The organism is Bradyrhizobium sp. LTSP885 (genome assembly GCF_000938305.1).
GTDB lineage: Bacteria > Pseudomonadota > Alphaproteobacteria > Rhizobiales > Xanthobacteraceae > Bradyrhizobium.
In genome coordinates this window covers 177,800-201,373 of the sequence record NZ_JYMT01000036.1, presented here as the reverse complement: position 1 = coordinate 201,373, position 23,574 = coordinate 177,800, and the positions used below count along the sequence as shown (strand labels likewise).

Below are 23,574 nucleotides of genomic sequence, written 5' to 3'. Positions count from 1 at the left end.
AAAGATCATGCTCAAAACAAAGAGATAGAGCGGGAGGACGATTCGAAGAAGAGTCATCCCGCTCCAGGAACGGGATTGCAGCTATCGTGGCCGTGATTTCGGAATAATGGAAGAATACCCCTGAGTTGCCCGACGTGTCAAGTAGCCGTGTCGAACGCCGGCAGCCGCCGGCTACTTTGCATGGGGGTGTTTTCGATATTTTGGCAGTGCACCCCTGTTCGCATCTGGCGCCGCAGCTACGCCAGATGGCACGCCACGAAATGTCCGTCGCTGCCTTGTCGCAATTCCGGCGCGGTCTGCTTGCAGCGCTCTTCGGCGATCGGGCAGCGGGTGTGGAAGTGGCAGCCCTTTGGCGGATTGATCGGGCTCGGCACATCGCCCTTGAGTCGGATCCGGTCGCGCTTCGCCTTGGGGTCCGGCACCGGGACGGCCGAGAGCAGCGCCCTGGTGTAGGGATGCTGCGGATTGCGGTAGAGATCATTGGCCTTGGCGAGCTCGACGATGCGGCCGAGATACATCACCGCGACGCGGTCCGAGATGTGCTCCACAACAGACAGATCGTGGGCGACGAACAGATAGGTGAGGTTCAGCTCGGCCTGCAGGTCCTCCAGCAGGTTGATCACCTGCGCCTGGATCGAGACGTCGAGCGCCGACACCGGCTCGTCGCAGACGATCAGCTTCGGCGACAGCGTGAGCGCGCGCGCGATCGCGATGCGCTGGCGCTGGCCGCCGGAGAATTCGTGCGGGTAGCGGCGCATGTGCTCGGCCTTCAGCCCGACCTTGACCAGCAGGGCCGCGACGCGGTCTTCCCGCTCGCTGGCTGACGCGACCAGATTATGGATGATGAAGGGTTCGCCGAGGATCGCGCCGATGGTCATGCGCGGATTGAGCGAGGCGAACGGATCCTGGAACACCAGCTGCATGTTGCGCCGCATGGCGCGCAGATCGCCGCCGCCGAGACCCATCACGCTCTGGCCGTCGAACACCACCTCGCCGGAGGTCGGCTCGATCAGGCGCAGCACGCAGCGGCCGGTGGTGGATTTGCCGCAGCCGGATTCTCCGACCAGCCCAAGCGTCTCGCCGCGATTGACCGAGAACGACACGCCGTCCACCGCATAGACCTGTCCGACTTCGCGCGACAGCAATCCGCCCAGCACCGGAAAATGCTTCTTCAGGTCGGTGACGCGCAGCAGCGGCTCGCTCATGGCTCATCTCCAAGATGGCAGGCGATGCGATGGCCCGGTGTGACGTTGCGCAGCATCGGCTCCGTCTCGGTGCAGATGCTCATGACGTGACGGCAGCGCGGCGCGAAGCGGCAGCCAGGCGCCGGGTTGATCAGGATCGGCACCGAGCCGCCGATCGTCTCCAGCCGCGTCTTGTGCTGGGCGTCGAGATCGATGCGCGGGATAGAGCGGATCAAGCCCTGCGTGTAAGGGTGGCGCGGATCGGCGAATAATTCGTCGACATTGGCCTCTTCCACCACCTTGCCGGCATACATCACGACGACGCGCTGCGCGGTCTCGGCAACCACGCCCATGGCGTGGGTGATCAGCATCACCGCCATGCCCAGGCGTTCCTTCATGTCCTGCAAAAGGTCGAGGATCTGCGCCTGGATGGTGACGTCGAGTGCGGTGGTCGGCTCGTCCGCGATCACGAGCTTGGGCCGGCAGGCCAGCGCCATCGCGATCATGACGCGCTGGCGCATGCCGCCCGAGAACTGGTGCGGATAATGATGCACGCGCCCCTCGGCGTTGGGGATCTGCACCAGCTTGAGCATCTCGATGGTCCGCTCGATCGCCTGCTTCCGAGTGACGGCCTCATGCTGGCGCAGGCTTTCGGCGATCTGCTCGCCGATGGTCAGCACCGGATTGAGCGAGGTCATCGGCTCCTGGAAGATGAAGCCGATCTCCTTGGCCCTGATCTCGTCGAGCTGATGGCTGGTGAGGGGGACGAGGTCGCGGCCCTCGAAGATGATCTGGCCCGCGACGATGCGGCCGGGTGGCATCGCGATCAGCTTCAGGATCGACATCGCGGTGACGGTCTTGCCGCAGCCGGATTCGCCGACCACGCAGAGCGTCTCGCCTCTGTTGACGCTGAGGTCGACACCATCGACGGCCTGGACGATGCCGTCGTCGGTGGTGAAATGGGTTTTCAGGCCCTTGATCTCGAGCAAGGGCGCCATCAGATCACCTTCCGCGCATCGAGCGCATCGCGCAGGCCGTCGCCGATGAAGTTGATGGCGACCACCGCGATGAAGATCGCGGCGCCTGGAAACAGCGCCCAATGCGGGCCGATGTCGAGAAAGTCCTTGGCGTCATAGAGGATGCGGCCCCAGGTCGGAGTGTCAGGCGGAAAGCCGAGACCAAGGAACGACAGCGTCGATTCCGCGATGATGGCCGCGGCAACGTCGATCGTGCCGGCGATGATCACGGGCCCGAGCGCGTTGGGCAGGATGTGGCGTATCACCTGCCGCGTCGGGCTGGCGCCAAGCGCACGCGCGGCTTCGACGAACTCCTTTTCGCGCAAGGAGAGGAACTGGGCGCGCACCAGGCGCGCCACCGGCATCCAGCGCAGGCCCCCGATTACGAGCACGATCAGGATGAAGATGCCGCCCTCAGGCCCGAACGCGGCCTTCAATCCGTCGCGGAACAGATAGATCAGCATCAGCAGCAGCGGCAGTTGCGGCAGCGACAGGAACAGGTCGGTGAGCCACATCAGTGCATAGCCGAGTGGGCCGCGCGACATGCCGGCAAGCGCGCCGATCAGCGTGCCGACGAACACCGAGACCAGCATCGCGGCGAGGCCCACCGCGAGCGAGATGCGGCCGCCATAGATCATGCGGGCAAGGATGTCCTGGCCGAGATCGTCGGTGCCGAAGGGATGCGCCAGCGACGGCCCCTGCATGCCCGCCACGACGTCGATGTCGCTGGCGGAGACACGCCAGATGAACGGCCCGAGCACGACCGCTGCGATCAGCAACAGCAGCAGCACGGCGCTGACCACGGCAGGCCGGTGCCGGCGATAGCGCCGCCAGGCTTCCCGCCAAGGCGAGTAGCCGCGCCGCTCAGCGGAAGGAGATGCGAGGGTCAAGCCAGCCATAAAGGACATCTGCAATCAGGTTGAACAGGACGACGAGACACGCGAAGACGAAGGTCACGGCCATCACGACCGGCGTGTCATTGGCGAGGATCGAGGAAATCAGCAACGAACCGATTCCGGGAATCCGGAAGATCTGCTCGGTGACGATGGCGCCGCCGAACACGGCGGGCATCTGCAGCGCGATCAGGGTGACGACCGGGATCATGGCATTGCGCATCACATGCTTGACGATCACCTTGGTTTGCCCGAGCCCCTTGGCGCGGGCGGTGGTGACATAGTCGAGGCGGATCACGTCGAGCATGGCCGAGCGTACGAAGCGGGTCATCGACGCCGCCTGGAACAGGCCGAGCACCATCACCGGCATGATCGCCTGCCGGATCATCTCGAGCACCCAGGGGATGCCGCTGCCGGGGACTTCGGTGTAGACGAACGGCAGCCAGTCCAGCTTCACCGAGAAGACCAGGATGAACAGGATGCCGGTGAAGAAGGTCGGCAGCGAGAAGCCGATGAAGGCGAAGGTGTTGGCGAGCTGGTCGAACAGCGAATAGGGGCGGGTGGCGGCGTAGACGCCGACCGGTATGGCGATCGACAGCGCCAGCAGTTGCGCCGAGCCGATCACGTAGAGCGTGGTGGGCAGCCGCTGCAGGATCAGTGTGTCGACATCGATCCGGCTGACAAAGGAAAAGCCCCAGTCGCCATGCACCATCGCGGCGAGCCAGTGCAGGTAGCGAAGATAGATCGGATCGTCGAGGCCGAACTTGGCCCGCAGTGCGGCCTGCACTCCGGGCGGCACGTTCGGATTGGTCGCCAGTTCGCTGAACGGGTCGCCCGGCGCGAGCGCCAGCACGACGAACAGGACAAGCGAAATCCCGAGCAGGCTCGGAATCGCGATCATCAGGCGACGCAGGATGTACTGACTCATGAACGAACAATCCGCCTAAGCACGATCAGAACAGTGTGAAGTGGTCTTCCCTCGCGACAAACGCGAAGCGTTTGCGCGGAGATCATGCTCGAACAGGAGAGCAGGTGCGACGGTCTCGTGAAGCCGTCGCACACGCTCTCCGGTCTCAGGTTTCGCGATACCAATCCTGCAGATTGTCGGTCTGGTTGGCCCAGCCCGAAAGCGCCGGCCGCAGCGTGTTGGAGCACGCTTCCACCGCGAGGCGATGCATCACGGGGATCATCACATTGTCCTGCCACATCAGATCGTTGCACTTGATGTAGAGGTCCGCCCGCTTGATCGGATCGATCTCGATGTCGGCCGCATCGACCGCCGCATCATAGTCCTTGTTGACCCAGCGCGGGAAGTTCGATCCCTGCCACTTGTTCTCCTTGGTGGCGACGTAGCGCGAGTGATAGCGGCGCATGGCCAGGGCCGGATCGGGCTGGGTCATCGGGATCTGGAACATCTCGAGGTCGGCATAGAAGTGGGCGTAGGTGTCGGGGTTGGCGACGTCGGAGGAGAAGAACACGGAGGCGACGACCGATTTCAGCTCGACGTCGATGCCGGCCTTCTGGCAGGCCTGCTTGACGATCGCCTGGGTCTTCTGGCGCGGGCCGTTGATCGAGGTCTGGTATAGGAATTTCAGCTTCTTGCCGTCCTTCTCGCGGATGCCGTCGGAGCCCGCCTTCCAGCCGGCTTCATCGAGAAGGGCGCTCGCCTTTTCGACGCTGAACTCCCACTTGGTGTTCTTGGAAACGAACTCCTCGGGGCCGTTGAGATAGTTCGCGGTGGCGCGGCCGGCGCGGCCGTAGATCACCTTCTTGATCGACTCGCGGTCGACCAGCAGCGCCAGCGCCTGGCGCACCTTTGGATCTGACAGGATCGGATGCTTGGTCTTCATCGAGGATCGCTCACCGTCGACCTCGGTGTTGGGATCGGTAAAGTTGATCGCGATGAACTCGATATCGCCCCCGACAGCATAGAGGGTCTTGCCCTTGCCGCCCTTTTCCAGCCGCAGCAGCACTTCGTCTTCGACCTGGATGTTCCAGGCAAAATCATATTCGCCGGTCTGGATCACCGCGCGCGCCGCCGAGACGGCATCGCCGCCGCCCTTCATCTCGATGGTGTCGAAGGAGGGCCGGTTGGCCATGTGGTAGTCGGGATTGATCTCACCGCGGATCAGGTCGCCGGGTTTGAACTCGACGAATTTGTAGGGACCGGTGCCGATCGGTTTCAGATTGTTCGGCGCCTCGCGAGACTTGCCGCCCTTGAACTCGGCGAACAGATGTTTTGGGATGATGCAGCCATAGGCGCCGACAAAGGCATTGGCCCAGAACGGAGTCGGCTTCTCGAACGTGATCCGGACAGTGAGATCGTCGACCTTCGTGACCGTCATGTCGGCGTAGGTGCCGCTGGAGACGGCCGCGGTCGCCGGATCGGTCGCATACTCCCAGTTGAACACGAGATCGTCGGCGGTGAAGGGCTGGCCGTCGTGCCATTTGACGCCGGGCTTGATCTTCCACGTCACCGATTTGGCGTCGGCGGCGAGGCCGCCGTTCTGGATCGAGGGGATTTCGGCGGCGAGGATCGGGTTGAGATGGCCGTCGACATCCCAGCTCGCGAGCGGTTCGTAGAAGATGCGAGAGGCGTCCTGATCCTTGGTGCCGGTGGCAAAATGCGGGTTGAGCAGGGTCGGGCCCTGCCACCACAGCAGTTTCAGCGGACCGCCACCGCCGCGTTTGGTCGGCTTGTAAGGGTTGGGACTCTGCGCCATCGCGACGCCGCCAAGGCTGAGGATCTGGTTCGCCATCGGTGCCGTGAGGCCGACCGCGATCATTCGCTTGACGAAGGCACGGCGATCCATGAGTCCGCCCTTCACGTCATCGATCATGGTTCGCAGGTTTCTATCGAACATCATCCCCTCGTCCGGTTCCGGAAATTGCGGCTGGCCACGGAAACGGGCCGCCGGGTATTTGGCGGGGGATGGCACACCGAAATGCCCCCGCAGGTCAACGTCCCGGGAGCCCCCGCCCATAGGTCTTTTGGCTAGCACTTGTGCAGAATGCCTGCAAAGCGCACATGGCTTCGGCATTCCGGAGCCAAAGCGCGCCGATGCACGTTTTGGCCTGCCGAAAGTTTGTTCGTTATCCTTTGTTCCGATGCGCTTATTCGACGCTAGCCAAGTCTCGCCCCCGAACTGGTCGGGGGCGAGGGTCGGCTTGCACGTATGCAGGCGTCATGCCACCGACATGTCCAACGGCGGTGCAACATTCTCCGGAAGCGGGCTGACATAGGGCGTCCGGGTGGTCCGCTTCTTCAAGTCCGCCTTGGCGGCTTCGATCAGCTCCGTCTCCATCAGTGCCTTGACGCCGAGTCCGGCCATCGCCTTGGCCGCCTGCACCATCGCCTTGTGCGCGGCCGGGGTCTTGCCTTGCGCCACAACCTGCCAGGTGTGGAAGGGGGTGCCGATTGCAACCGTCGGTGCATGCACCTGCACGGTCGGCACAACCCAGCTGACGTCGCCGACATCGGTCGAGCCCACCAGTGGGTTGCGCTTGGCATCCAGCGGCACGATGAAATCGGCCAAGGGACGCTCCGTCGGATCCATGCCGATCGCGTAATAAACCGAGGCGATGTCCTTGTCGGTCAGGGTCGCGCGGATCTTGCCCGCGAAATCCTTATCGGCGTCGTCGAAATGCGGCGGGCCGAGGTCTTCCATGATCCGGTGCAGGGTCTGCTCCAGCGGCGTGTTGGGCAGGATGTTGGAGACCGCGGAGATGATCTTCATCTCCATCCTGGTCTCGGTCATCAGCGCCGCGCCTTGCGCGATCTTGTTCACGCGCCCGACCAATTCGTTCATGCCGGGCAGGTCACGGGCGCGGATCGAATAGCGCACGCGGGCATGGGCCTGCACCACATTGGGCGCGATGCCGCCGGTGTCGAGCACCGCGTAATGCACGCGGGCGTCGCTCGGCATGTGCTCGCGCATGTAGTTGACGCCGACATTCATCAATTCCACCGCATCGAGCGCACTGCGGCCGAGATGCGGCGAGGCTGACGCGTGCGAGGTGCGGCCGGTGAAGATGAAGTCGGCCCGCGTATTGGCGAGCGACGGCGTCACCGCGACTTCCCAGAAGCTGTGCGGATGCCAAGTGATGGCGATGTCGACGTCGTCGAACGCGCTCGCGCGCACCATGAACGCCTTTGCCGCGCCGCCTTCCTCGGCGGGACAGCCGTAATAGCGCACGCGACCCGGCACCTTGTTGGCGGCGAGCCAGTCCTTCACCGCGGTGGCGGCGAGCAGCGCGGACGAACCCAGCAGATTGTGACCGCAGCCATGGCCATGGCCGCCGGTCTCCACCGGGCGATGTTCGGCGACGCCGGCCTCCTGGCTCAGGCCGGGCAGGGCGTCATATTCGCCGAGGAAGGCGATGACAGGCCCGCCTTCGCCCCATTCGCCCATCGCCGCGGTCGGAATGCCGGCGAGGTTTTCGGTGATGCGGAAGCCCTGGTGGCGCAGTTCGGCCAGATGTTCGGCGGACGAGCGCGCCTCGGTGTAGCAGACTTCCGGCATCGCCCACACGCGGTCGCTCAATTCGATAAAACGCGGCTTGATCGCGTCGACGCCGCGCCAAACATCACTACGGTTGTCCATTTGCTCCGGTTCCTTGGTTGCAAGGCAATCTGAAGCGGAAAAGGCTAGCAGTTTGCCGCGAGCCCGCCTAGCGCGCGTCCGCAGGGCAGGTTTTCCGCAATGTCACGTCTTGGTGTTGCTTCGCTTCTGTGCTTCGTGAAGATGCGGCCATGAATGATCCAATACCGTCGTTGCTGCCCGCCAAGCCGGGCCATCAATTTGTGATCTATGCCGATTCATGCTCCGGCGTTCCCGGTGCGCTGCATGAACGGACGTTCGCGTCGGTCAATAACGTGATCCGGCGGCTGCACCCCCGGCCCGAATTCATCCTGTTTCCCGGCGACGAGATCATCGGTCTCACCGCGGATGCCGGCGCGCTGCGTGCGCAATGGCGGCATTGGCTCGATACCGAGATGAGCTGGCTCGACCGGCGCGAGGTGCCGCTTTGGCACACGACCGGCAACCACACCACCTATGACAGGATGAGCGAGGATGTGTTCCGCGAGGTGCTGAAACTGCCGCGTAACGGCCCGCCGGGGCAGGAAGGATTGTCATACTGGGTTCGCCGCGACGATCTGCTGATGGTGTTCGTCCACACGCTCTGGAGCGGGCTCGGCGGTGAAGGGCATGTCGAGACCGATTGGCTGGAGACGACACTCGCGCAGCATCGGGACGCCAGGCATAAGCTCGTTCTCGGCCATCATCCGGTATTCCCGATCAATGGCTACACCGGCACCTATCAGCGCGAGATCGGTCACGAATATCGGGAGCGGTTCTGGAACATCCTCGTGCGCGCCGACGTGACCGCCTATCTGTGCAGCCATATCCTCGCGTTTGACGTCCAGGTTCAGCAGGGGGTGCTGCAGATCTGCACGGCAGGCGCCGGTACCGCGCATCGGATGCCTGAAGGCGTCGAGTACCTGCATTGCGTACAAGCGGCGCTTGATGACGACGGTCTTAGCTACCAGGTGCTCGATACCCAAGGGACGGTGCGCGAGCGGCTCAGATGGCCGTTGCCGTCTTTCAGCGAAGGCGGCTGGACGACGCTGCCGCGGGGCATCAGTCCGGCCCCGTTCTCCGGTCTACCGGCACTCGGGACTGTCGTCGCGCTAAGGCTCTCAGGCCACACCGTGGGTGACGCCGCCGCGCCGCAGACGATTCTTTGTGCGCCCGTGCCCGGGATGATCGCACCGCTTTGGTTCGGATTGCGAGGGCCGAAACAAACGCTCACGCTGATCCTTGGGAGGGAAAGCGGGCGCAGCCCGCATTATTGGATCGGGCCCGATCTGCTTCCCGGCCGGGACTTCGCTCTCGACGTCGCCTTCCACCCGGACATGGGACCGGGCGGCGTGCTTTGGCGAACGACAGGCGATACGCGTTGGACGTCGTTCGCCGCGGCTTCGGCCACCGGACTCGAACAGCTGTCATGGCCCGCAGCCTGGATCGTCGGTCACGGACAGAACGGGCGGGACGATACGCCTTATGCGGGATCGCAGCTCGATGTTGCAGTGGCCCTCAGCAAGCAGCCCTAATCCGGCTCGCGTGGCTTCGTGCGCGCCGTGTCCTTCAACTCCCGATCAATGAGGATGCAAACCCGGCGCTGCGCGAGCAGATTGAGCCGCGCGCGTGTCGTGCCGCGTTTGATTTTACCGTTGATTGCGAATGACCAGCTCCAGAGATCCGGTTCGATATTGGTGAGTGTGTATTCGATGTCCCGATGACGATAGATCAGCTTCTTCATGCCGTTTCTTTTTGTTGGCTGAAGGCTGCATAGCGAGATCGGGCAGGCGTCTGTATCCGGACGACTACTTACGCATTTGGTCTATAGCGCGGTGCCGTGGGGCGGAATTTCCGAACCATTGAGTTGGCTCGGGCGATTCATGTCGCGAGAACGCAAAGCTGCGTCCCCATCCACAGATGTCATCGCCCGGCCTGTGCGCAATTGCGCACATGGACCGGGCGACCCAGTACGCCGAGGCCCATTGGCTCAAGCACGACCGTCTCTGGAATACTGGATCATCCGCATGCGCGGGTGATGACACCGAGAGCTTGGCTGTTTGAAATGTGAATCCGAAACCAAACCGGCGTCGTCGCGGCGGAGGCCGGGGCGACGGAGTGGTCAAAACCTCCTCGCCATCTCCACCAGCCGCCGATGCGCAGACTCGCGCGCGGCGCGGATCGGCTCCGCGGGGCCGGTCGTCGGGCCGATCGGCACGAAGCGCACGTCCGCGATGCCGATGAAACGCAACACCTCGCGCAGATAGGGCGTCGCCATGTCGATACGGCCGCGGTTCATGCCGGTGACGAAATCGCTGCCGCTCGCGAGGATCACGACGGTTGGCCGGTCCTTGAGCAACGGCAGATAACCTATCGCCGGATCGAAGTGGAAGGTCAGCCCGGGCTGGATGATGACGTCGAGCCATTGCTTGAGCTTGTAGGGAATGCTGAAATTCCACATCGGTGTCGAGATCAGCACGCGATCGGCCAGCGACAGCCGGAGCGCGAGGCGTTCGGCGACTGCGAAGGCATCGCGCTGCGAATCGGTGAAGGGCTTGCCGCCGATGCGGGAATATTTGGCCTCCAGCAGATAGCCCTCGAAGTCGGGCAGCGGGTCGCGCCAGAGGTTCATCGCGTCGATCTCCCAGTCCGGCCGCGACTTCCGGAACTGATCGAGAAAGACGCGCGCGCCGGCAGCCGATTCCGAATCGACGCGGGGAGAGCAGGCGAGGTGAAGCAATTTTGGCAACGCTTCCCTTTCAGCCGAGCGCCTTGATGATGGCTTCGGCGTTGGTCACGACGGAGACGTTCTGCAGCGCAAAATTGATCGCGGCATTGTGCCAGTCGGCGTTCATGGTCGAGCAGCAATCCTCCGGCACGATCATGAAATAGCCCTTGTCGGCGCCGGTGCGCGCGGTGTGCTCGACCGACATGTTGGTCCAGGCGCCGGTGTTGATGATCATGTCGCGGCCGGTCGCCTTCAGGATGGTCTCCAGCTTGGTGCCTTCCCATGCGCTCATCCGCATCTTCTCGACCACGAAATCGCCCGGGCGCGGCTCGAGGCCCGAGACCGGGGCGGCACCCCAGCTGCCGCGCACCATCGCCTTGCTGTCGACCAGCCCTTCGAACAGCGGCGCATTCAATGTCACGCCGGGCGCGCCGGGCTCGACGACGAACCAGACATGGATGATGGCGACGCCCCGCGCGCGGGCGGCTTCCGCAAGGCGGCGGACATTCTCGACGACATGCTGCTGGCGCGCATGATCCGGCGCACCAGAGTCTGCGAACGCGCCGCCATCCATGATGACGTCGTTCTGCATGTCCTGGACGATCATGGCGCAGCGCTGCGGATCGAGCTTCATGTCGCCGGCGGAGAGATTGGGCGCAGGGGCGGACGAGGTGGCGCCCGTGCCGCCGCGCTTGCCGCTCATATAGGGCTCGTGACGCGGCCCGACCTTGGTCGTGATCGCATAGACCGAATGGGTCGCGGTCAGATAGAGCGTTCGGAAATCGGCGCCGCCCCAGGCGAGATTGGCGACGAGCTCCGGCAGGCGGACCTTGCCGAGCAGATTACCATCCGGCGAATAGACCCAGATGCCGCCTGGCGCCGTGACCCAGACATTGCCGCGCTGGTCGCACTTCATGCCGTCGGGCAGGCCGGGCTCGAGCTCCGAGCGGATGCCGCTGGCGAATGTACGCGGATTGGCGAGCGAACCGTCGGCATGGACGTCGAAGGCGCGGATCAGGGCTTGCACGGTGTCGTTGACATAGAGGATGCGCTCGTCGGGAGAGAAGCACAGCCCGTTCGGTTGCTCGAACAAATAGCGGTCGACCAGAAGTTTTGGCGCGCCGCCGCCCGGAGGCACGCGATAGACGCCCTGGAAGCCGAGCTGGCGCGGTCGCTCGACGCCATAAACCGGCATGCGGCCGTACCAGGGATCGCTGAAATAGATCGCGCCAGAGGAGTGAACGCAGACGTCGTTCGGGCTGTTGAGCTCCTGGTTGTCGAAATGCGAGGCCAGCACCTCGCGCCGTCCATCGGGCCGCTCGCGGATCAGCGACGACGTGGCGTGTTCGCAGACGATCAGATTGAGGTCGGCGTCATAGGTCATGCCGTTGCATTTGTTCGACGGGCGCTTGACCTCGACCACGCCGCGCTTCGCGTCCCAGCGCCGGCGCACGTCGCCGGGCATGTCGGAGAACAGCAGGAATTGGTCGAGCGGATGCCAGATCGGCCCCTCCGTGAAATCGAAGCCCGTCCCGACCTGGCCGACTGGCGCATAGGGATCGATCAGATCTTCGAATTCGCTGCGCAGGGTGACATGGGTCATCGCGTCAATCCTTCGCGGTTACGCCGGGAACCAATTGCGCTGCGGCAGGCTGTGAACGATCGGCCCCGGCACCTGGTCGTGCAACCGGCCGATCACCACGCCGCCCTCGATCTTGGCCGGACGATCATGCACCGGCAGCAGATAGCGCGAGTTGCTCAGCAGCTTCTTGATCGAAGCCTTCTCCGCCCGCTTGCTGGTGCCGTGGTTGCCGGTGGTGCGCGGCTCGGCGTCGTGGATTTCGTTGAAGGGATTGATGATCTGGTCGTTGAAATCATAGATCACGTCGCCGCAGATGGTCGCGATGCCGTCGGCGGTATGGACGTGGATGTTCATCGAGCCTTCGGTGTGGGCATTGGCGGCGTCGCAATAGACGCCTGGCATCAGCTCGACCGGGCCGGTGATCTCAAGATCGAGGAAGCGCAGCGCGCTCTTGGTGTGCAGGCGGTCGATCAAATGCTTGATGTCGGGCGCCGGATATTGCGGATGCATCAGGCCGGAGACGGAATATTCCAGCTCCTTGCGGTTGACGACGACGGTCGTGTTCATCGGGAACAGATCGTCCTTGCCGGCATGATCGATGTGCAGATGGGTATGGCAGACGAAGCGCACATCGCCCATCCGCACGCCGTGGCGGGAGAGCTGATTCTCGATCATGTGCTCGTGGAACTGGAGCCCGCGCATGCCGAGCGACTCCATGATCTGGTTGGAGCGATAACCGGTGTCGACCAGGACCGGGTAGGGGCCACCAAGGATCAGGAAGCCGAGCGTCAGCACACGGCGGGTGCGGCCGCAATTATGCCCGAGCACCAAGAAGCTCGATTCCAGCTCGATGTCGCCATAGTCCAGGATCTTGATCTCCAACGGCATCTCATCCCTCCCAATTCGTGCTTGTTGCTTGCTTGTGTAGTCACGCCGCGCCTACGGCCCCAGCCGATAGACCCGCGCTGCCGTGGTGCTGAAGATCGCCTCGTGCTGCTCGGCACTGAGCCGCGCGGTGGCGGCCTTGAACGCGTCGACGAGGTCGCGATAGCTGGTCCAGAGCTTCTCGATCGGAAAGTTCGATCCGAACAGGCAGCGATCGGCGCCGAAGATCGCAACCGTGTCGGTCACGACATCGGCGATGTGCGCGGAATCGTTGCGGTGGATGAAGGTGCCGAGCCCCGACAGCTTCGACACCACGTTCGGGCGTTGTGCGAGCCGTGCCATGCCGGCACGCCAAGCCGCGCGGCCCTGTGGCGACGGATCCTCCAGCATGCCGGCGTGCTGCAGGATGAAGGTGACCTCGGGGCACGCTTCGGCGAGGCCGGCGGCGTCCGCCATCTGCGACGTGAACACCTGGAGGTCAAAACTCCAGCCGTAGTCGGCGAGGCGGCCGACATTGCGCCGGATCACGGGATCGGTGCACAGATCAGGGCGCGCGGCGAAACGATACAGCGGGTTCTCGTGCCAGTGCAGCTGCATGCGCACCCCGCGCACCAGCGGATAGCGCTTCAGGCGGTCGAGCTGCGGGCGGACGTCGTCGGCGCTGAAATCGGCATAGGCGATGATGGCGTGCGGCCAGCCGTGGTCATCAGCGGTCTGCTGCACCCAGGCCGCCTCATCCTCGAACTTGCCGTTTGGCCAATTGGTCTGGACATAGACCGAGCGGGTGACACCGGTGCCCTTGAGGTCGTCGAGATATTCCTCGATCGGATAGTCGCGGCGGATCGGCTCATAGGGGCCGAAGATGCGCGGCTGCATCGGGCCCGACAGCCAGGCGAGATCGGCCTGGCGCCAGATATGATGGTGTCCGTCGACGATATCGGTCACGCAGCTCTCCTTCGTCCAAGCGACAGCAGGTGCGCGACCACTGCCGCGCTCGATCCGCCGTCGACGAGATCATCGACGAAACGCTGGATCGCCACCAGCGCTTCGGTTTGCGGCTTGAAGCCAGGTGTGGTCGCAAGCGGCGTCAGCCAGCTCACCCGCCACGCCCGCCGCGACAGTTTTGCGACGGCATCGCGGAGCGCGGCGGGGTCGCCGCGCTCCAGGCCGTCGGAGACGATGATAACGGCGGCGCCGCGGGCATATCCGCCGAACCGCGGCACGGCGAGGAACGCCTGCAAAGCATCGCCGATGCGGGTGCCGCCGTCCCAGTCGCTGACCAGGAACGCGGCGGCGTTCAGGGCCTGCTCGCGACGCTTCAGCCGCAGCGCGCGGGTGACGCGCGTCAGCCGCGTGCCGAAGGTGAAGACCTCGACATTGTGGGCTGCCTGCGCCAGCGCATGCGCGAGCGTCATATTCTCCTCGGTCCGCGCCTTCATCGAGCCGGAGACGTCGATCAGCAGCAGAATCTTGCGCGGGCGTTCCCGGCGGCGCAGGCGCCCCAGCCGCAGCACCTCGCCGTCATTGCGGACACTGTCGCGCAGGGTACGACGTAGATCGGCGAACGGGCCGCTCCTTGCGCGTCGCCGCCTGTGCCCGCGGCGGCGCGGCAGCCGGGCCGCCGCCTCGCGCGACAGCCGCCGCAATGCATCGCTGGTCGAGGCCGGTGCGAAATGGCGTTCGACCAGCGCCTCGGACCGTGCCGCGGCCAGACCAGACTCGTTAGCCTCGTCGGCAAGCGGCGGCTCGTCGTCACCGCGGCCTTCCTCCTGCAGGCGGACGGTCTCCTCGTCCTCGCCCTCGGCACGCTCGATCGCCTCGGCGCCGCGGAAGTGGATGTCGAACAGACGGTCATATGTCGCGCGCCGCTCGGGCGGTGGTGCCAGCGTTGCGAGCCCGGCCTGGCGGATGTGCTCGAGGCTGCGCGGCCCGAGCAGTTCGATTGCCGCCAGGAAGCTGGTGGTCTGCTCCGGCGCGACCGAAAATCCGTTGGCGCGCAGCAGCGCGACAAAGGAGACGAAGATTTGCGCGGCGCGCGGCAGCTGGAGGTCGTCGCTCACGCGGCAGCCTCCGCGATCAGCGCATCCAGCCGGGGCGAGATGAAATGAATATCCTCTTCGTCCTTCAGCGCGACGCCGATCGAGCGTTTGAACGCGTCCGGCCAGCGCGCTCCGCCCTTATGCAGGAGCGTCGCAGCCTCCGCCCAGTCGACGGCCTCGGCGATGCCGGGCACCTTGCTCAGCGGTTCGCGTCGGAGCTTGCCGACCGCCGCGACGACAGCACGGGCGGTGGCTTCGGCGACGCTGGAGGCCCGCATCATCACGATGCGCGCCTCGCGTTCGGCGTTCGGATAGTCGATCCAGTGGTAGACGCAACGTCGCCGCAACGCCTCGTGCAGGTCGCGGGTCCGGTTCGAGGTCAGGACGACGACGGGATGTTCGGTCGCGCGGATCGTGCCGCGCTCCGGGATCGAGATCTGGAAGTCGGAGAGGAATTCGAGCAGGAAGGCCTCGAACTCCTGGTCGGCGCGGTCGATTTCGTCGATCAGCAGCACCGTCGCATCGGGTGCGCGCAGCGTGGCGAGCATCGGACGCTCGATCAGGAAGGACTCGCCATAGATGTCGATGCTCTCCTCGCCGGCCTGCCGGATCGCCAGCATCTGGCGCGGGTAGTTCCACTCGTACAGCGCGGCGGACGCGTCGATGCCCTCGTAACATTGCAGGCGGATCAGCTTGCGGCCGAGCACGGCGGCGATCGCCTTGGCGGCCTCGGTCTTGCCGACACCGGGCGCGCCCTCAAGCAGCAGCGGCTTGCCGAGTGCGAGCGAGAGGTACGACGCCGTCGCAATGCCGTCATCGGCGAGGTAATAGGCCGCGCGCAGCGCCTTCTCCAGCGCCTCGGGACTGTCGATACCGACGATGTTGCTGCGGACCGGCATGTGAAAGCCTCAGCGCCGCGCCTGCGGCCGTGCGCCACCCTGCGCCCTGATCGCGCGCAGCACCTTCTCCGGCGTGATCGGCAGATCGTCGATCCTGACGCCGACGGCGTTGAAGATCGCGTTGGCGACGGCTGGCAACACCGGATTGGCGCACATCTCGCCCGGACCCTTGGCACCGAACGGGCCATCGGGCGCGGGTCGTTCCAGCACCGCGATGTCGTGCGGGCAGATATCGCCGGGGCCGGGCATCAGATACTCGACGAAGTCGCGCGGCCCGTGCACGGGATCGGGATAATGAGGTTCCGTCGTCTCATAGAGCGCATGGCTGACGCCCATCCAGGCGCCGCCGACCAGTTGCTGCTCGACCAGCCGCGGATTGAGCGCGCGGCCAAGTTCATACGCGCTGTCCATGCGCACCATGTCGACCTCGCCGGTTTCGTCGTCGACCTCGACCTCGGCGACCATGCAGGCGTGCGCGTAGCATGTCGCCGGCGACATTTCGCCGGTTTCGGGATCGACGTCGGAGAGCGGCACCAGAAAGATGCCGCGGCCCGAGATGGTCTTGCCCTGCTTGAACTGCGCGGCGATCGCGACGTCTTTGGTCGAGATCGAGCGGTGTGGCGCGCCCTTGACGTGGATGTTGCCGCGGCCGTCGGTCTCAAGGTCGGCGGCGTTGACCTCCAGCTCCTCGGCAGCGGCTTCCATCATCACGCCGCGCGCTTCGCGCGCTGCCGCCATCACGGCGTTGCCGACACGGTGGGTGCCGCGCGAAGCGAACGAGCCCATGCAGTGCGGGCCGGTGTCGGAATCGGCGGTGTCGACATAGACGTCTTCGACGGGAACGCCGAGCGTCTCGGCGCAGATCTGCCGTGTCACCGACTTCATGCCCTGGCCGAGATCGATCGAGGACAGCGCCACCGTGAACTTGCCGCTGGGATTGGAATGCACCAGCGCCTGGCTCGGATCGCCGCCGAGATTCATGCCGATGGGATAATTGACCGCCGCGATGCCGCGTCCGCGATGCCTGGTCATGGTCAGCGCCTCCTGGTGCCGAAGACGGATGAGAAGCGGGCCGCGCCGTGCGCCGGCGCGTTCGGTCGCGGCGTCGGGGGTGACGACGGAGGAGGCGGAGACGGAGGTGGCGGCGGTTCGCGCGTCGCGGCCGGCGCACGGTCATATGTCGTGCGCTGCTGGAGCGCTGCGGCCGGCGGCGCGTGCGTTTCGCGCGGAGTGAGTGTGACAGCGGCGCGGATGCCGCCACCGTCCTTGCGCGACGACATGCGCTTAAACTCGTCGCGGAGCGGCCATTTGGCCTTCTCGGCGGCGACCTGCACGCATTCGATCAGCGCGGTGTTCTTGGCCTCGCGGCGATGCGCCTTCATGTCGCCGTCGCGATACGAATTGAGGATCCGAAACTCCATGGGGTCCATGCCGACGAGATGAGCAAGCTTGTCCATCTGGCATTCGATGGCGAAATCCATCGCCGTGACCCCGAAGCCGCGCATCGCGGTCGCCGGCGTGCGGTTGGTGAAGACGCAGTAGATGTCGCCATAAACGTTCGGGATCGTGTAGGGGCCGGGCAGATGCGCCGCGCATTTCACGGCGGCGTAGCTCGACAGCCGCGTGTAGGCGCCGCTGTCGAAATAGGCGCGCACCTTGCGGGCGACGACGCGGCCGTCGCGCATCACGCCGTCCTTGATGTAGATGCGTTCGGCGCCGCGCGGTGGGCCATATTGCATTTCCTCCTCGCGCCCGAACACGTAGCGCACCGGACGCCCGGTTAGCATCGCGCCGAGAATACAAAGCGGCTCGGTCAGCGTATCGACCTTGCCGCCGAAACCTCCGCCAACCGTGCCGCCGATGAAATGGAAGGTGTTGGAAGGAACGTCGAGGATCTTTGCGCAGGTATCGACCGAGAAGAACAGCGCCTGCGTCGAGGTGTAGACGATGTAGCGGCCGTTGGTGTCGGGCGCGGCGATCGAGCCATTGGTCTCGGTCGGCGCATGCTCGATCGGCGACATCTGGTAGCGCTGCTCCAGCACATGGTCGGCCGAGGCGAGCGCACGGTCGACATCGCCGAAGCGCAGCTGCTGGCGATCATAGGTCTCGTGATATGTGAAGGTGTTCTTGGGATAGACCTCGTTGACCACGGGTGCGCCCGGCTTCAGCGCGTCCTCGACGTCGAACACCGCCGGCAGCGGCTCATAGTCGATCTTGACCTTGGCGATCGCTTCAAAAGCCTCGCGCGGGCTGTCGGCGACGATGGCGACGATCGGCTCGCCCTTGTAGCGCACCTTGTCGACGGCGAGCGACGGCTCGTCGTCCTTGCCGAAGTTGATCAGGCTGAGCAGCGTATTCAGATTGTGCGGCACGTCGGAGCCGCGAATGATCCGCCGCACGCCCTGCGACCGCTCGGCCTCGCTGGTGTCGACGCGCCTCAGCCGCGCGTGCGAATGTTCGCTGCGGACCACCTTCAGATGCAGCATGCCCTGCAGTTTGTGGTCGTCGAAATAGGGCGAGGTTCCTGTGACATGGCCGAGCATGTCCTGGCGCTGCGTGCCCTTGCCGATCTCTTTCAGGTTATCGTCGCGCTCGTCGGCGAACAGGTCCTTGCGCAGTTCCAGCATGGTTCAGGTCCTTTACGCGCGGGCCCGGCCGCCGGATGCGGCGGCGAGTACGGCGTTGATGATCGGTTCATAACCGGTGCAGCGGCAGATGTTGCCGGAGATCGCTTCGACGACCTCGTCACGGCTGGGCGATGGGTTGCGGTCGAGCAGTGCCTTGGCGGCCATCAGCATGCCCGGCGTGCAGTAGCCGCACTGAGCGGCGAAATTGTCGGCGAAGGCGCGCTGCAACGGGTGCAGATTGGGGCCGTCCTTGATGCCGTCGAGCGTCTCGACCGAGCGGCCGGTGACCGTCTCGGCGAGCGTCAGGCACGACAGATGCAATTCGCCGTCGATCAGCACGCTGCAGGTGCCGCAGCCGCCCTGGCCGCAGCCGAATTTCGGCGTCATGTCGCCAATCAGCTCGCGCAGCGCGACCAGAAGATTGGTGCCGCCATCGACGAAGATCGCGACCTCGCGTCCGTTATGGCGAAATTGGAGGGGAGTCTTGGCCATGAGATCCTATTCCTGACCGGACAGCAGGCGCTTGAGATGGACGCTGACGATTTCGCGGCGATACCAGGCGCTGGCGATCGCGCTGTCGCTCGGCGAGGTACCTTCGACGGCAGCGGCTGCGGCGGCATCGATCGTGGACGCGTCGAGTGAACGTCCTTCCAGCGCGCGCTCGGCGGCGCGGGCGCGGATCGGGGTCGGCGCCATCGACCCGAGCGCGACGCGGGCACCGACGATGCGGCTGCCATTGACAGGCAAATACGCGGCGAGCGTGATCACCGCGCCGCCCTTTGGCTTGATGCGGGCGATCTTGCGGTAGCGAAAGGCCTCGGCGTTGCCGGGCTTGGCAAAGGAGATCGCCAGCACCAGCGTGCCGGCCTGCCGGTCACGCGATTGCAGGAATTCCTCGATCGGCACCTCGCGGCTGCCGAGCCCGCCCTGCACGGAGACAACAGCATCGAGCGCGAGCATCGCGACCGTGAAATCGCCATACGGGTTCGGCGCAAACAGATTGCCGCCGACCGTGCCCATGTTGCGGACCGCCGGTCCGCCGATCGAGCGAGCCGGGGCGTGCAGGAAGCCGAGATCGCGGTCGGCCAGGATGCGCGCATAGGTGACGCCGGCGCCGAGCGTAATGCGCGAGCCGCCGGTATCGATCCGAGTCAGCGCATGGTCGCTGGCGCGCACCACGGTCGAGATCGAGATGTCGCCCTCGTTCAGGGCGCGCATCACCAGCGTGCCGCCGCCGAGATAGCGGGCGCTGCGGTCCGACGACAGCGCCGCCGCGGCCTCATTGGTGCTGGTGAAAGTCTTCACCGTGACAGGCATGATGTACTCCGCTTACGCGGCCTCCTTCAGGTGCCGGCGGATGGCTTCAAATCCGGCCTGGTAGATGTCTTCCGAAACCATATGCGTGATGCGGACGCTGTCCTCGGGGCGCGTCGAGAAGCGCGACTCCCAGTGCCAGAAGGTGCGGTCGCCGTCGGTGACCGGCAGCAAGCGGACATGCGCCACGTAATTGAACATCGGGACCGGCGTATCCAGCAGGCAGTAGCTGAAGGACTGTTCCAGATCCGACAGCGCCAGCAACTGCTCGCGCAGCTCCGCGCCGTCTCTGAGCTTGAATCGCCTGATACAGCCGATCTTGTCGGACGGCTGCGCCCGCTCGATGCCGCTGGTCGCGACCGCGGGATGCCAGCGGTCATGGCCGTTGAAATCGCGCAGCACGGTCCACACCGCGTCGGTCGGTGCGTCCAGGATCGTGCTTTTGACGATATGCGGCACGGCCTATCCCCCGAATGCCCGTTTCAGCGCGTCGAAGCCGCCCTGAAACACGCCGCCGCCGATGTTCGTCACGAGCTCGGCCTCGCGCTCCGGCGCGCAGTCGAATTCGGCGGTCCACTCCATGAACGTCTGGTCGCCGTCGGTCACCGGGGTCAACCGAAGGGTGGCGACATAATTCTCCACCCCCATCGGTGATTCCAGGATCGAGTAGGTGCAGAACATGTCGTAGTCGGACAGGCCGAGCAGCTTCTCGCGGATGCGGTCGCCATTGCGCAGCCGGAAGTCTCTGACACAGCCGATCTTGTCCGATGGCTCGCCGCCCTCGATACGGCTCTCCGCGATGGCGGGATGCCAGTTCGGCAGGCCATTGAAGTCGCGCACGCGGGCCCAGACGCGGTCGTTGCGGGCGTTGACGACGGTGGAGACGTAGACCCTTGCCATGGCGTCAACTCAGTCCTTCTTGCGCGGCGTGCGCTCGGGGCGTGGTTCGGCGGGGCCCTCCGACGCTGCCGGCTTGGCATCGCCACTGCCTTTGCGCGCCGATTCCTTGATGCCCTGCATGTCGCGCGCCTCGCGGATCAAGCCCGGCATCTTCGACAGGCTGCCACCTTCGACGCCGATATCCGCCAGCAGCGAATCGATCAGCGGCGCCTGCACGCGGTAGCGCAAGGCCGAGTCGATTACTTCGTCGGTGGCGCTGCGGCCGCCGTTGCCGCCCCCGCCATTGCCGTTGAGGCCGTCGACCTGGAGGATGCGGATGCCCTCGATCTTCTCCATCGGCTTGACGCTCTCGCGCACGATGCCCTCGATGCGGTCGAGCAGCTTGCGGCGGAACAGCGAGTAGCGGGCCTGGTCGGTCAGCACGTTCTCGGCTTCGTTGAGCAGGCGCTGCGCCTCGGCCTCGACCGTGGCGCGCACCCGTTCGGCGCCGGCCGCGATCCTGGTCTCCTCGGCCTGCTTCTCGGCGAGCAGCACTTCGATGGTCTTGCGTCGTTTGGCGATTTCGCTTTCGCGGGCCGTGATGACGCGCTCAGCCGCCTCGGTCGCTCCCACCCGCGCGTCCTCCGCGGCGACCTTGGCGGCCGACTCCTCGAGCGACTTCTGGTAAAGCGCGATCGCCTTTTCCATCAACGCGGTCTCGACGTCCTTCTCTCTGTTCACCTCGAGCTTGCGCAGGTCGCGCTCGCGGCCGACCCGGGCCTCGTCGAGGCCGCGGTCGGAGGCGATGCGGGCGCGCTCGACCTCCTCGCGCGCCGCGATCTCAGCCTCCTGCAGCGATTGGTTGCGGGCGACCTCCAACTGCTCGATCGCGCGCCGCCGTTCGATCCGGGCCGCCTCCAGCGCCTGTTCGCGCGAGACGTCTGTCGTGTCGACCTCCTTGCGAGCCACGATCTCGGCCTGCTTGACCTGCCGGTCGGCGTCGATGCGCTCCGAACGCTTGGCGGCGAGCGCGATCACGCGTTCCTCGTCGGCAAGCTCGATCGCCCTCTTTTGGTCGATGTTGAGCACCTCGCGGGTCCGGGAGGAGGCGATCCGCTCGCTTTCCAGCGCCAGCTCGACGTCGATGCGCTGCCGCTCGATGGCGTCACGGCGCTTCAGTTCGGCGGCCTCGATCGCCCCGGTGCGCTCGATCTCGAGCCCGCGGGTTTCCCTCTCGGCGCGGATGCGCTGGGCGGCGACGGTCTTTTCCTGCGAGATACGCGCCGCCTCGATCGCCTCGCGCGAGGCGATGTCGGCTTCCTCGATCGTACGGGCGCGCGCGATCTCCAGGGTGCGAACGTGTTCCTCCTGGGCGATCCGCGAAGTCTCGGTGGCCTCACGCGCTGCGATCCCGGCGATCTCGATCGCCTGGTTGCGCTCGATCTCGAGCTTGCGGGTGCTGTGGTCGGCCGTGATGCGCTCGGCCGCCAGCGTCTTCTCGCGGCCGATGCGGGCGGCTTCGACCGACCTGTGTGCTTCGATCTCGGCTTCCTGGATGTTCCGCACCTGCTGGATTTCCAGCGCGCGGGTGCGCTCGTCGGAGGCGATCCGCTCGACATTGACCGTCATGGTCTGGGTGATCCGCGCCTTCTCGGTGGACTCCCGCGCGGCGATCTCGGCTTCCTCGACCGTCCGGGTGCGCTCGATTTCGCGCCGCCGGGTCTCTTCTTCATTGGCGATACGGGCATCGGTCACGACGCGATCCTGCTGGATGCGCGCCATCTCGATCGACTCGCGCGCCGTGATCTCGGCTTCCTCCACCGTGCGCATGCGTTCGATCTCGCGCTGGCGGACCTCGCGTTCCGACGCAATACGCGTGGTGTCGACCGAGCGCTGGTTAGCAATCCGTGCCTTCTCGATCTCCTCGCGGGCCAGCAGCTCCTTCTCCTCGACCGCACGCGTCCGCTCGATCTCCCTGTGCCGGGTCTCGCGTTCGGAGGCGATGCGGGCTTCGGTGATCGCCTGCTCGTTGGCGATGCGCGCCTTCTCGATCGTCTCACGCGCCGTGATCTGAGCCTGTTCGGACTCGGTCTCGCGCAGGGCGCGTTCGCGGGCGACTTCGGTGCGTTGCAAGGCGCGGCGCATCTCGATGTCGCGTTCCTGATCGAGCCGGGCGGTCTCGCTCTCGCGCTCGATGTCCAGTGCCTGCCGCTCGGCTTCGAGGTTGCGGGAGCGGATCTTGATCATCGAGTCCTGTTCGATGTCGTTGCGCAGCTTGCGCTTGGCCTCGATGTCCTCCATCAACCGGGTCAAGCCTTCGGCGTCGAAGCGGTTCGAGGGATTGAAATATTCGAGATCAGTCTGGTCGAGGTCGGTGATCGCGACAGACTCGAGCTCGAGGCCATTCTGCGCCAGCGCTTCCGCGGCATTGGCCTTGACCCGGGCGACATATTCGCCGCGCTGCTCGTGCATCTGTTCCATCGTCATTTCGGAAGCGACAGAGCGGATCGCGGAGATGAACTTGCCCGAGAGCAAAGTGTGGAGCTGCGCCGGCTCCATGGTGCGACGGCCCAGCGTGGCGGCGGCGATCGACACGGCTTCGCGGGTCGCCTGCACGCGGACATAGAAGTCGGCCTCGATGTCGATGCGCATGCGGTCGCGGGTGCTCACCGCGTCCTGTCTGGAGCGCACGATGCCCATCGGCAGCACGTTCATATTGACCGGCGTGGTGTCGTGAATAAACGGCAGCACGAAGGCGCCGCCGTTGATCACCACGCGTTCGCCGAGGAAACCGGTGCGGACGAAGGAGACCTCCTTCGACGAGCGATGGTAGAGCCAGTTCACGACATAAACGATGATGATAATCGCGACGATCGCGACGATGAGCCAGAGGATCAATTCACCAGCCAGCATCCCTGACATCTCTTCCTCCCTTGGTCACGACGCGC

General features: G+C 65.1%; 21 protein-coding genes. 1 reads left to right on the top strand and 20 read right to left on the bottom strand.

The genetic code is table 11. The annotated features are described in order from the left end of the window. Positions 1–236: 236 nt before the first annotated feature. The 6 genes from UP09_RS23510 to UP09_RS23485 form a co-directional block, all read right to left on the bottom strand. Positions 237–1,205, bottom strand: a complete 969-nt coding sequence (locus UP09_RS23510) for an ABC transporter ATP-binding protein (RefSeq protein WP_044540664.1) — start codon at positions 1,203–1,205, stop codon at positions 237–239. Continuing rightward, entirely contained in the window at positions 1,202–2,182 is a 981-nt protein-coding gene (locus UP09_RS23505) for an ABC transporter ATP-binding protein (RefSeq protein ID WP_044540663.1), read from the bottom strand. The genes UP09_RS23510 and UP09_RS23505 overlap by 4 nt, the downstream gene beginning before the upstream one ends. After that, positions 2,182–3,099 (bottom strand): ABC transporter permease, encoded by a 918-nt coding sequence (locus tag UP09_RS23500; RefSeq protein WP_044540662.1) that lies wholly within the window; start codon positions 3,097–3,099, stop codon positions 2,182–2,184. Before UP09_RS23500 ends, UP09_RS23505 begins: the two co-directional genes overlap by 1 nt. Beyond that, positions 3,065–4,021, bottom strand: a complete 957-nt coding sequence (locus tag UP09_RS23495; protein WP_044540661.1) for an ABC transporter permease — start codon at positions 4,019–4,021, stop codon at positions 3,065–3,067. Before UP09_RS23495 ends, UP09_RS23500 begins: the two co-directional genes overlap by 35 nt. Positions 4,022–4,166: 145 nt before the next feature. Beyond that, entirely contained in the window at positions 4,167–5,957 is a 1,791-nt protein-coding gene (locus tag UP09_RS23490; protein ID WP_044540727.1) for a peptide ABC transporter substrate-binding protein, read from the bottom strand. A 321-nt stretch (positions 5,958–6,278) separates the two neighbouring features. Beyond that, a complete protein-coding gene (locus tag UP09_RS23485) occupies positions 6,279–7,697 on the bottom strand; it encodes a M20 family metallopeptidase (RefSeq protein ID WP_044540660.1) in 1,419 nt (472 codons plus the stop codon). Positions 7,698–7,846: 149 nt separating this feature from the next. Between UP09_RS23485 and UP09_RS23480 the strand changes: the two genes are divergently transcribed. Continuing rightward, positions 7,847–9,208 (top strand): metallophosphoesterase family protein, encoded by a 1,362-nt coding sequence (locus UP09_RS23480; RefSeq protein WP_044540659.1) that lies wholly within the window; start codon positions 7,847–7,849, stop codon positions 9,206–9,208. Here UP09_RS23480 and UP09_RS23475 read toward each other — a convergent pair. The 14 genes from UP09_RS23475 to UP09_RS23410 all read right to left on the bottom strand — a co-directional run bounded on the left by UP09_RS23475 (position 9,205) and on the right by UP09_RS23410 (position 23,548). Beyond that, on the bottom strand, positions 9,205–9,417 hold the full coding sequence (locus UP09_RS23475; RefSeq protein ID WP_044540658.1) for a hypothetical protein: 213 nt from the start codon (positions 9,415–9,417) through the stop codon (positions 9,205–9,207). The two genes, UP09_RS23480 and UP09_RS23475, sit on opposite strands and share 4 nt — an antisense overlap. 378 nt (positions 9,418–9,795) lie before the next feature. Beyond that, positions 9,796–10,422 (bottom strand): FMN-dependent NADH-azoreductase, encoded by a 627-nt coding sequence (locus UP09_RS23470; RefSeq protein ID WP_044540657.1) that lies wholly within the window; start codon positions 10,420–10,422, stop codon positions 9,796–9,798. 10 nt (positions 10,423–10,432) lie between these two features. After that, positions 10,433–12,004 carry an isochorismatase family protein gene (locus tag UP09_RS23465; RefSeq protein WP_044540656.1) on the bottom strand — a complete coding sequence of 524 codons (1,572 nt, stop codon included), beginning with the start codon at positions 12,002–12,004 and terminating at the stop codon, positions 10,433–10,435. Between the two features lie 18 nt (positions 12,005–12,022). Next, positions 12,023–12,871, bottom strand: coding sequence for an MBL fold metallo-hydrolase (locus UP09_RS23460; RefSeq protein WP_044540655.1), 849 nt, complete (start codon positions 12,869–12,871; stop codon positions 12,023–12,025). A 51-nt stretch (positions 12,872–12,922) separates the two neighbouring features. Then, positions 12,923–13,813: an amidohydrolase family protein gene (locus UP09_RS23455; protein WP_044540654.1), complete on the bottom strand. Its 891-nt coding sequence runs from the start codon at positions 13,811–13,813 to the stop codon at positions 12,923–12,925. Further along, positions 13,810–14,928: a VWA domain-containing protein gene (locus UP09_RS23450; protein WP_044540653.1), complete on the bottom strand. Its 1,119-nt coding sequence runs from the start codon at positions 14,926–14,928 to the stop codon at positions 13,810–13,812. The genes UP09_RS23455 and UP09_RS23450 overlap by 4 nt, the downstream gene beginning before the upstream one ends. Continuing rightward, positions 14,925–15,806: an AAA family ATPase gene (locus UP09_RS23445; RefSeq protein WP_044540652.1), complete on the bottom strand. Its 882-nt coding sequence runs from the start codon at positions 15,804–15,806 to the stop codon at positions 14,925–14,927. The genes UP09_RS23450 and UP09_RS23445 overlap by 4 nt, the downstream gene beginning before the upstream one ends. Positions 15,807–15,815: 9 nt before the next feature. Beyond that, positions 15,816–16,838, bottom strand: a complete 1,023-nt coding sequence (locus tag UP09_RS23440; protein ID WP_044540651.1) for a xanthine dehydrogenase family protein molybdopterin-binding subunit — start codon at positions 16,836–16,838, stop codon at positions 15,816–15,818. 2 nt (positions 16,839–16,840) lie between these two features. Continuing rightward, positions 16,841–18,433, bottom strand: coding sequence for a xanthine dehydrogenase family protein molybdopterin-binding subunit (locus UP09_RS23435; protein ID WP_044540650.1), 1,593 nt, complete (start codon positions 18,431–18,433; stop codon positions 16,841–16,843). A gap of 12 nt (positions 18,434–18,445) precedes the next feature. Next, the gene (locus tag UP09_RS23430; protein ID WP_044540649.1) at positions 18,446–18,925 is read right to left on the bottom strand and encodes a (2Fe-2S)-binding protein; all 480 of its coding nucleotides are present in this window, start codon (positions 18,923–18,925) and stop codon (positions 18,446–18,448) included. Positions 18,926–18,931: 6 nt separating this feature from the next. After that, positions 18,932–19,750: an FAD binding domain-containing protein gene (locus UP09_RS23425; RefSeq protein ID WP_044540648.1), complete on the bottom strand. Its 819-nt coding sequence runs from the start codon at positions 19,748–19,750 to the stop codon at positions 18,932–18,934. Positions 19,751–19,762: 12 nt separating this feature from the next. Beyond that, on the bottom strand, positions 19,763–20,206 hold the full coding sequence (locus UP09_RS23420) for an SRPBCC family protein (protein WP_044540647.1): 444 nt from the start codon (positions 20,204–20,206) through the stop codon (positions 19,763–19,765). A 3-nt stretch (positions 20,207–20,209) separates the two neighbouring features. Further along, positions 20,210–20,647 carry an SRPBCC family protein gene (locus tag UP09_RS23415; protein WP_044540646.1) on the bottom strand — a complete coding sequence of 146 codons (438 nt, stop codon included), beginning with the start codon at positions 20,645–20,647 and terminating at the stop codon, positions 20,210–20,212. Between the two features lie 9 nt (positions 20,648–20,656). Next, entirely contained in the window at positions 20,657–23,548 is a 2,892-nt protein-coding gene (locus UP09_RS23410; RefSeq protein ID WP_044540645.1) for a flotillin family protein, read from the bottom strand. Positions 23,549–23,574: the final 26 nt, after the last annotated feature.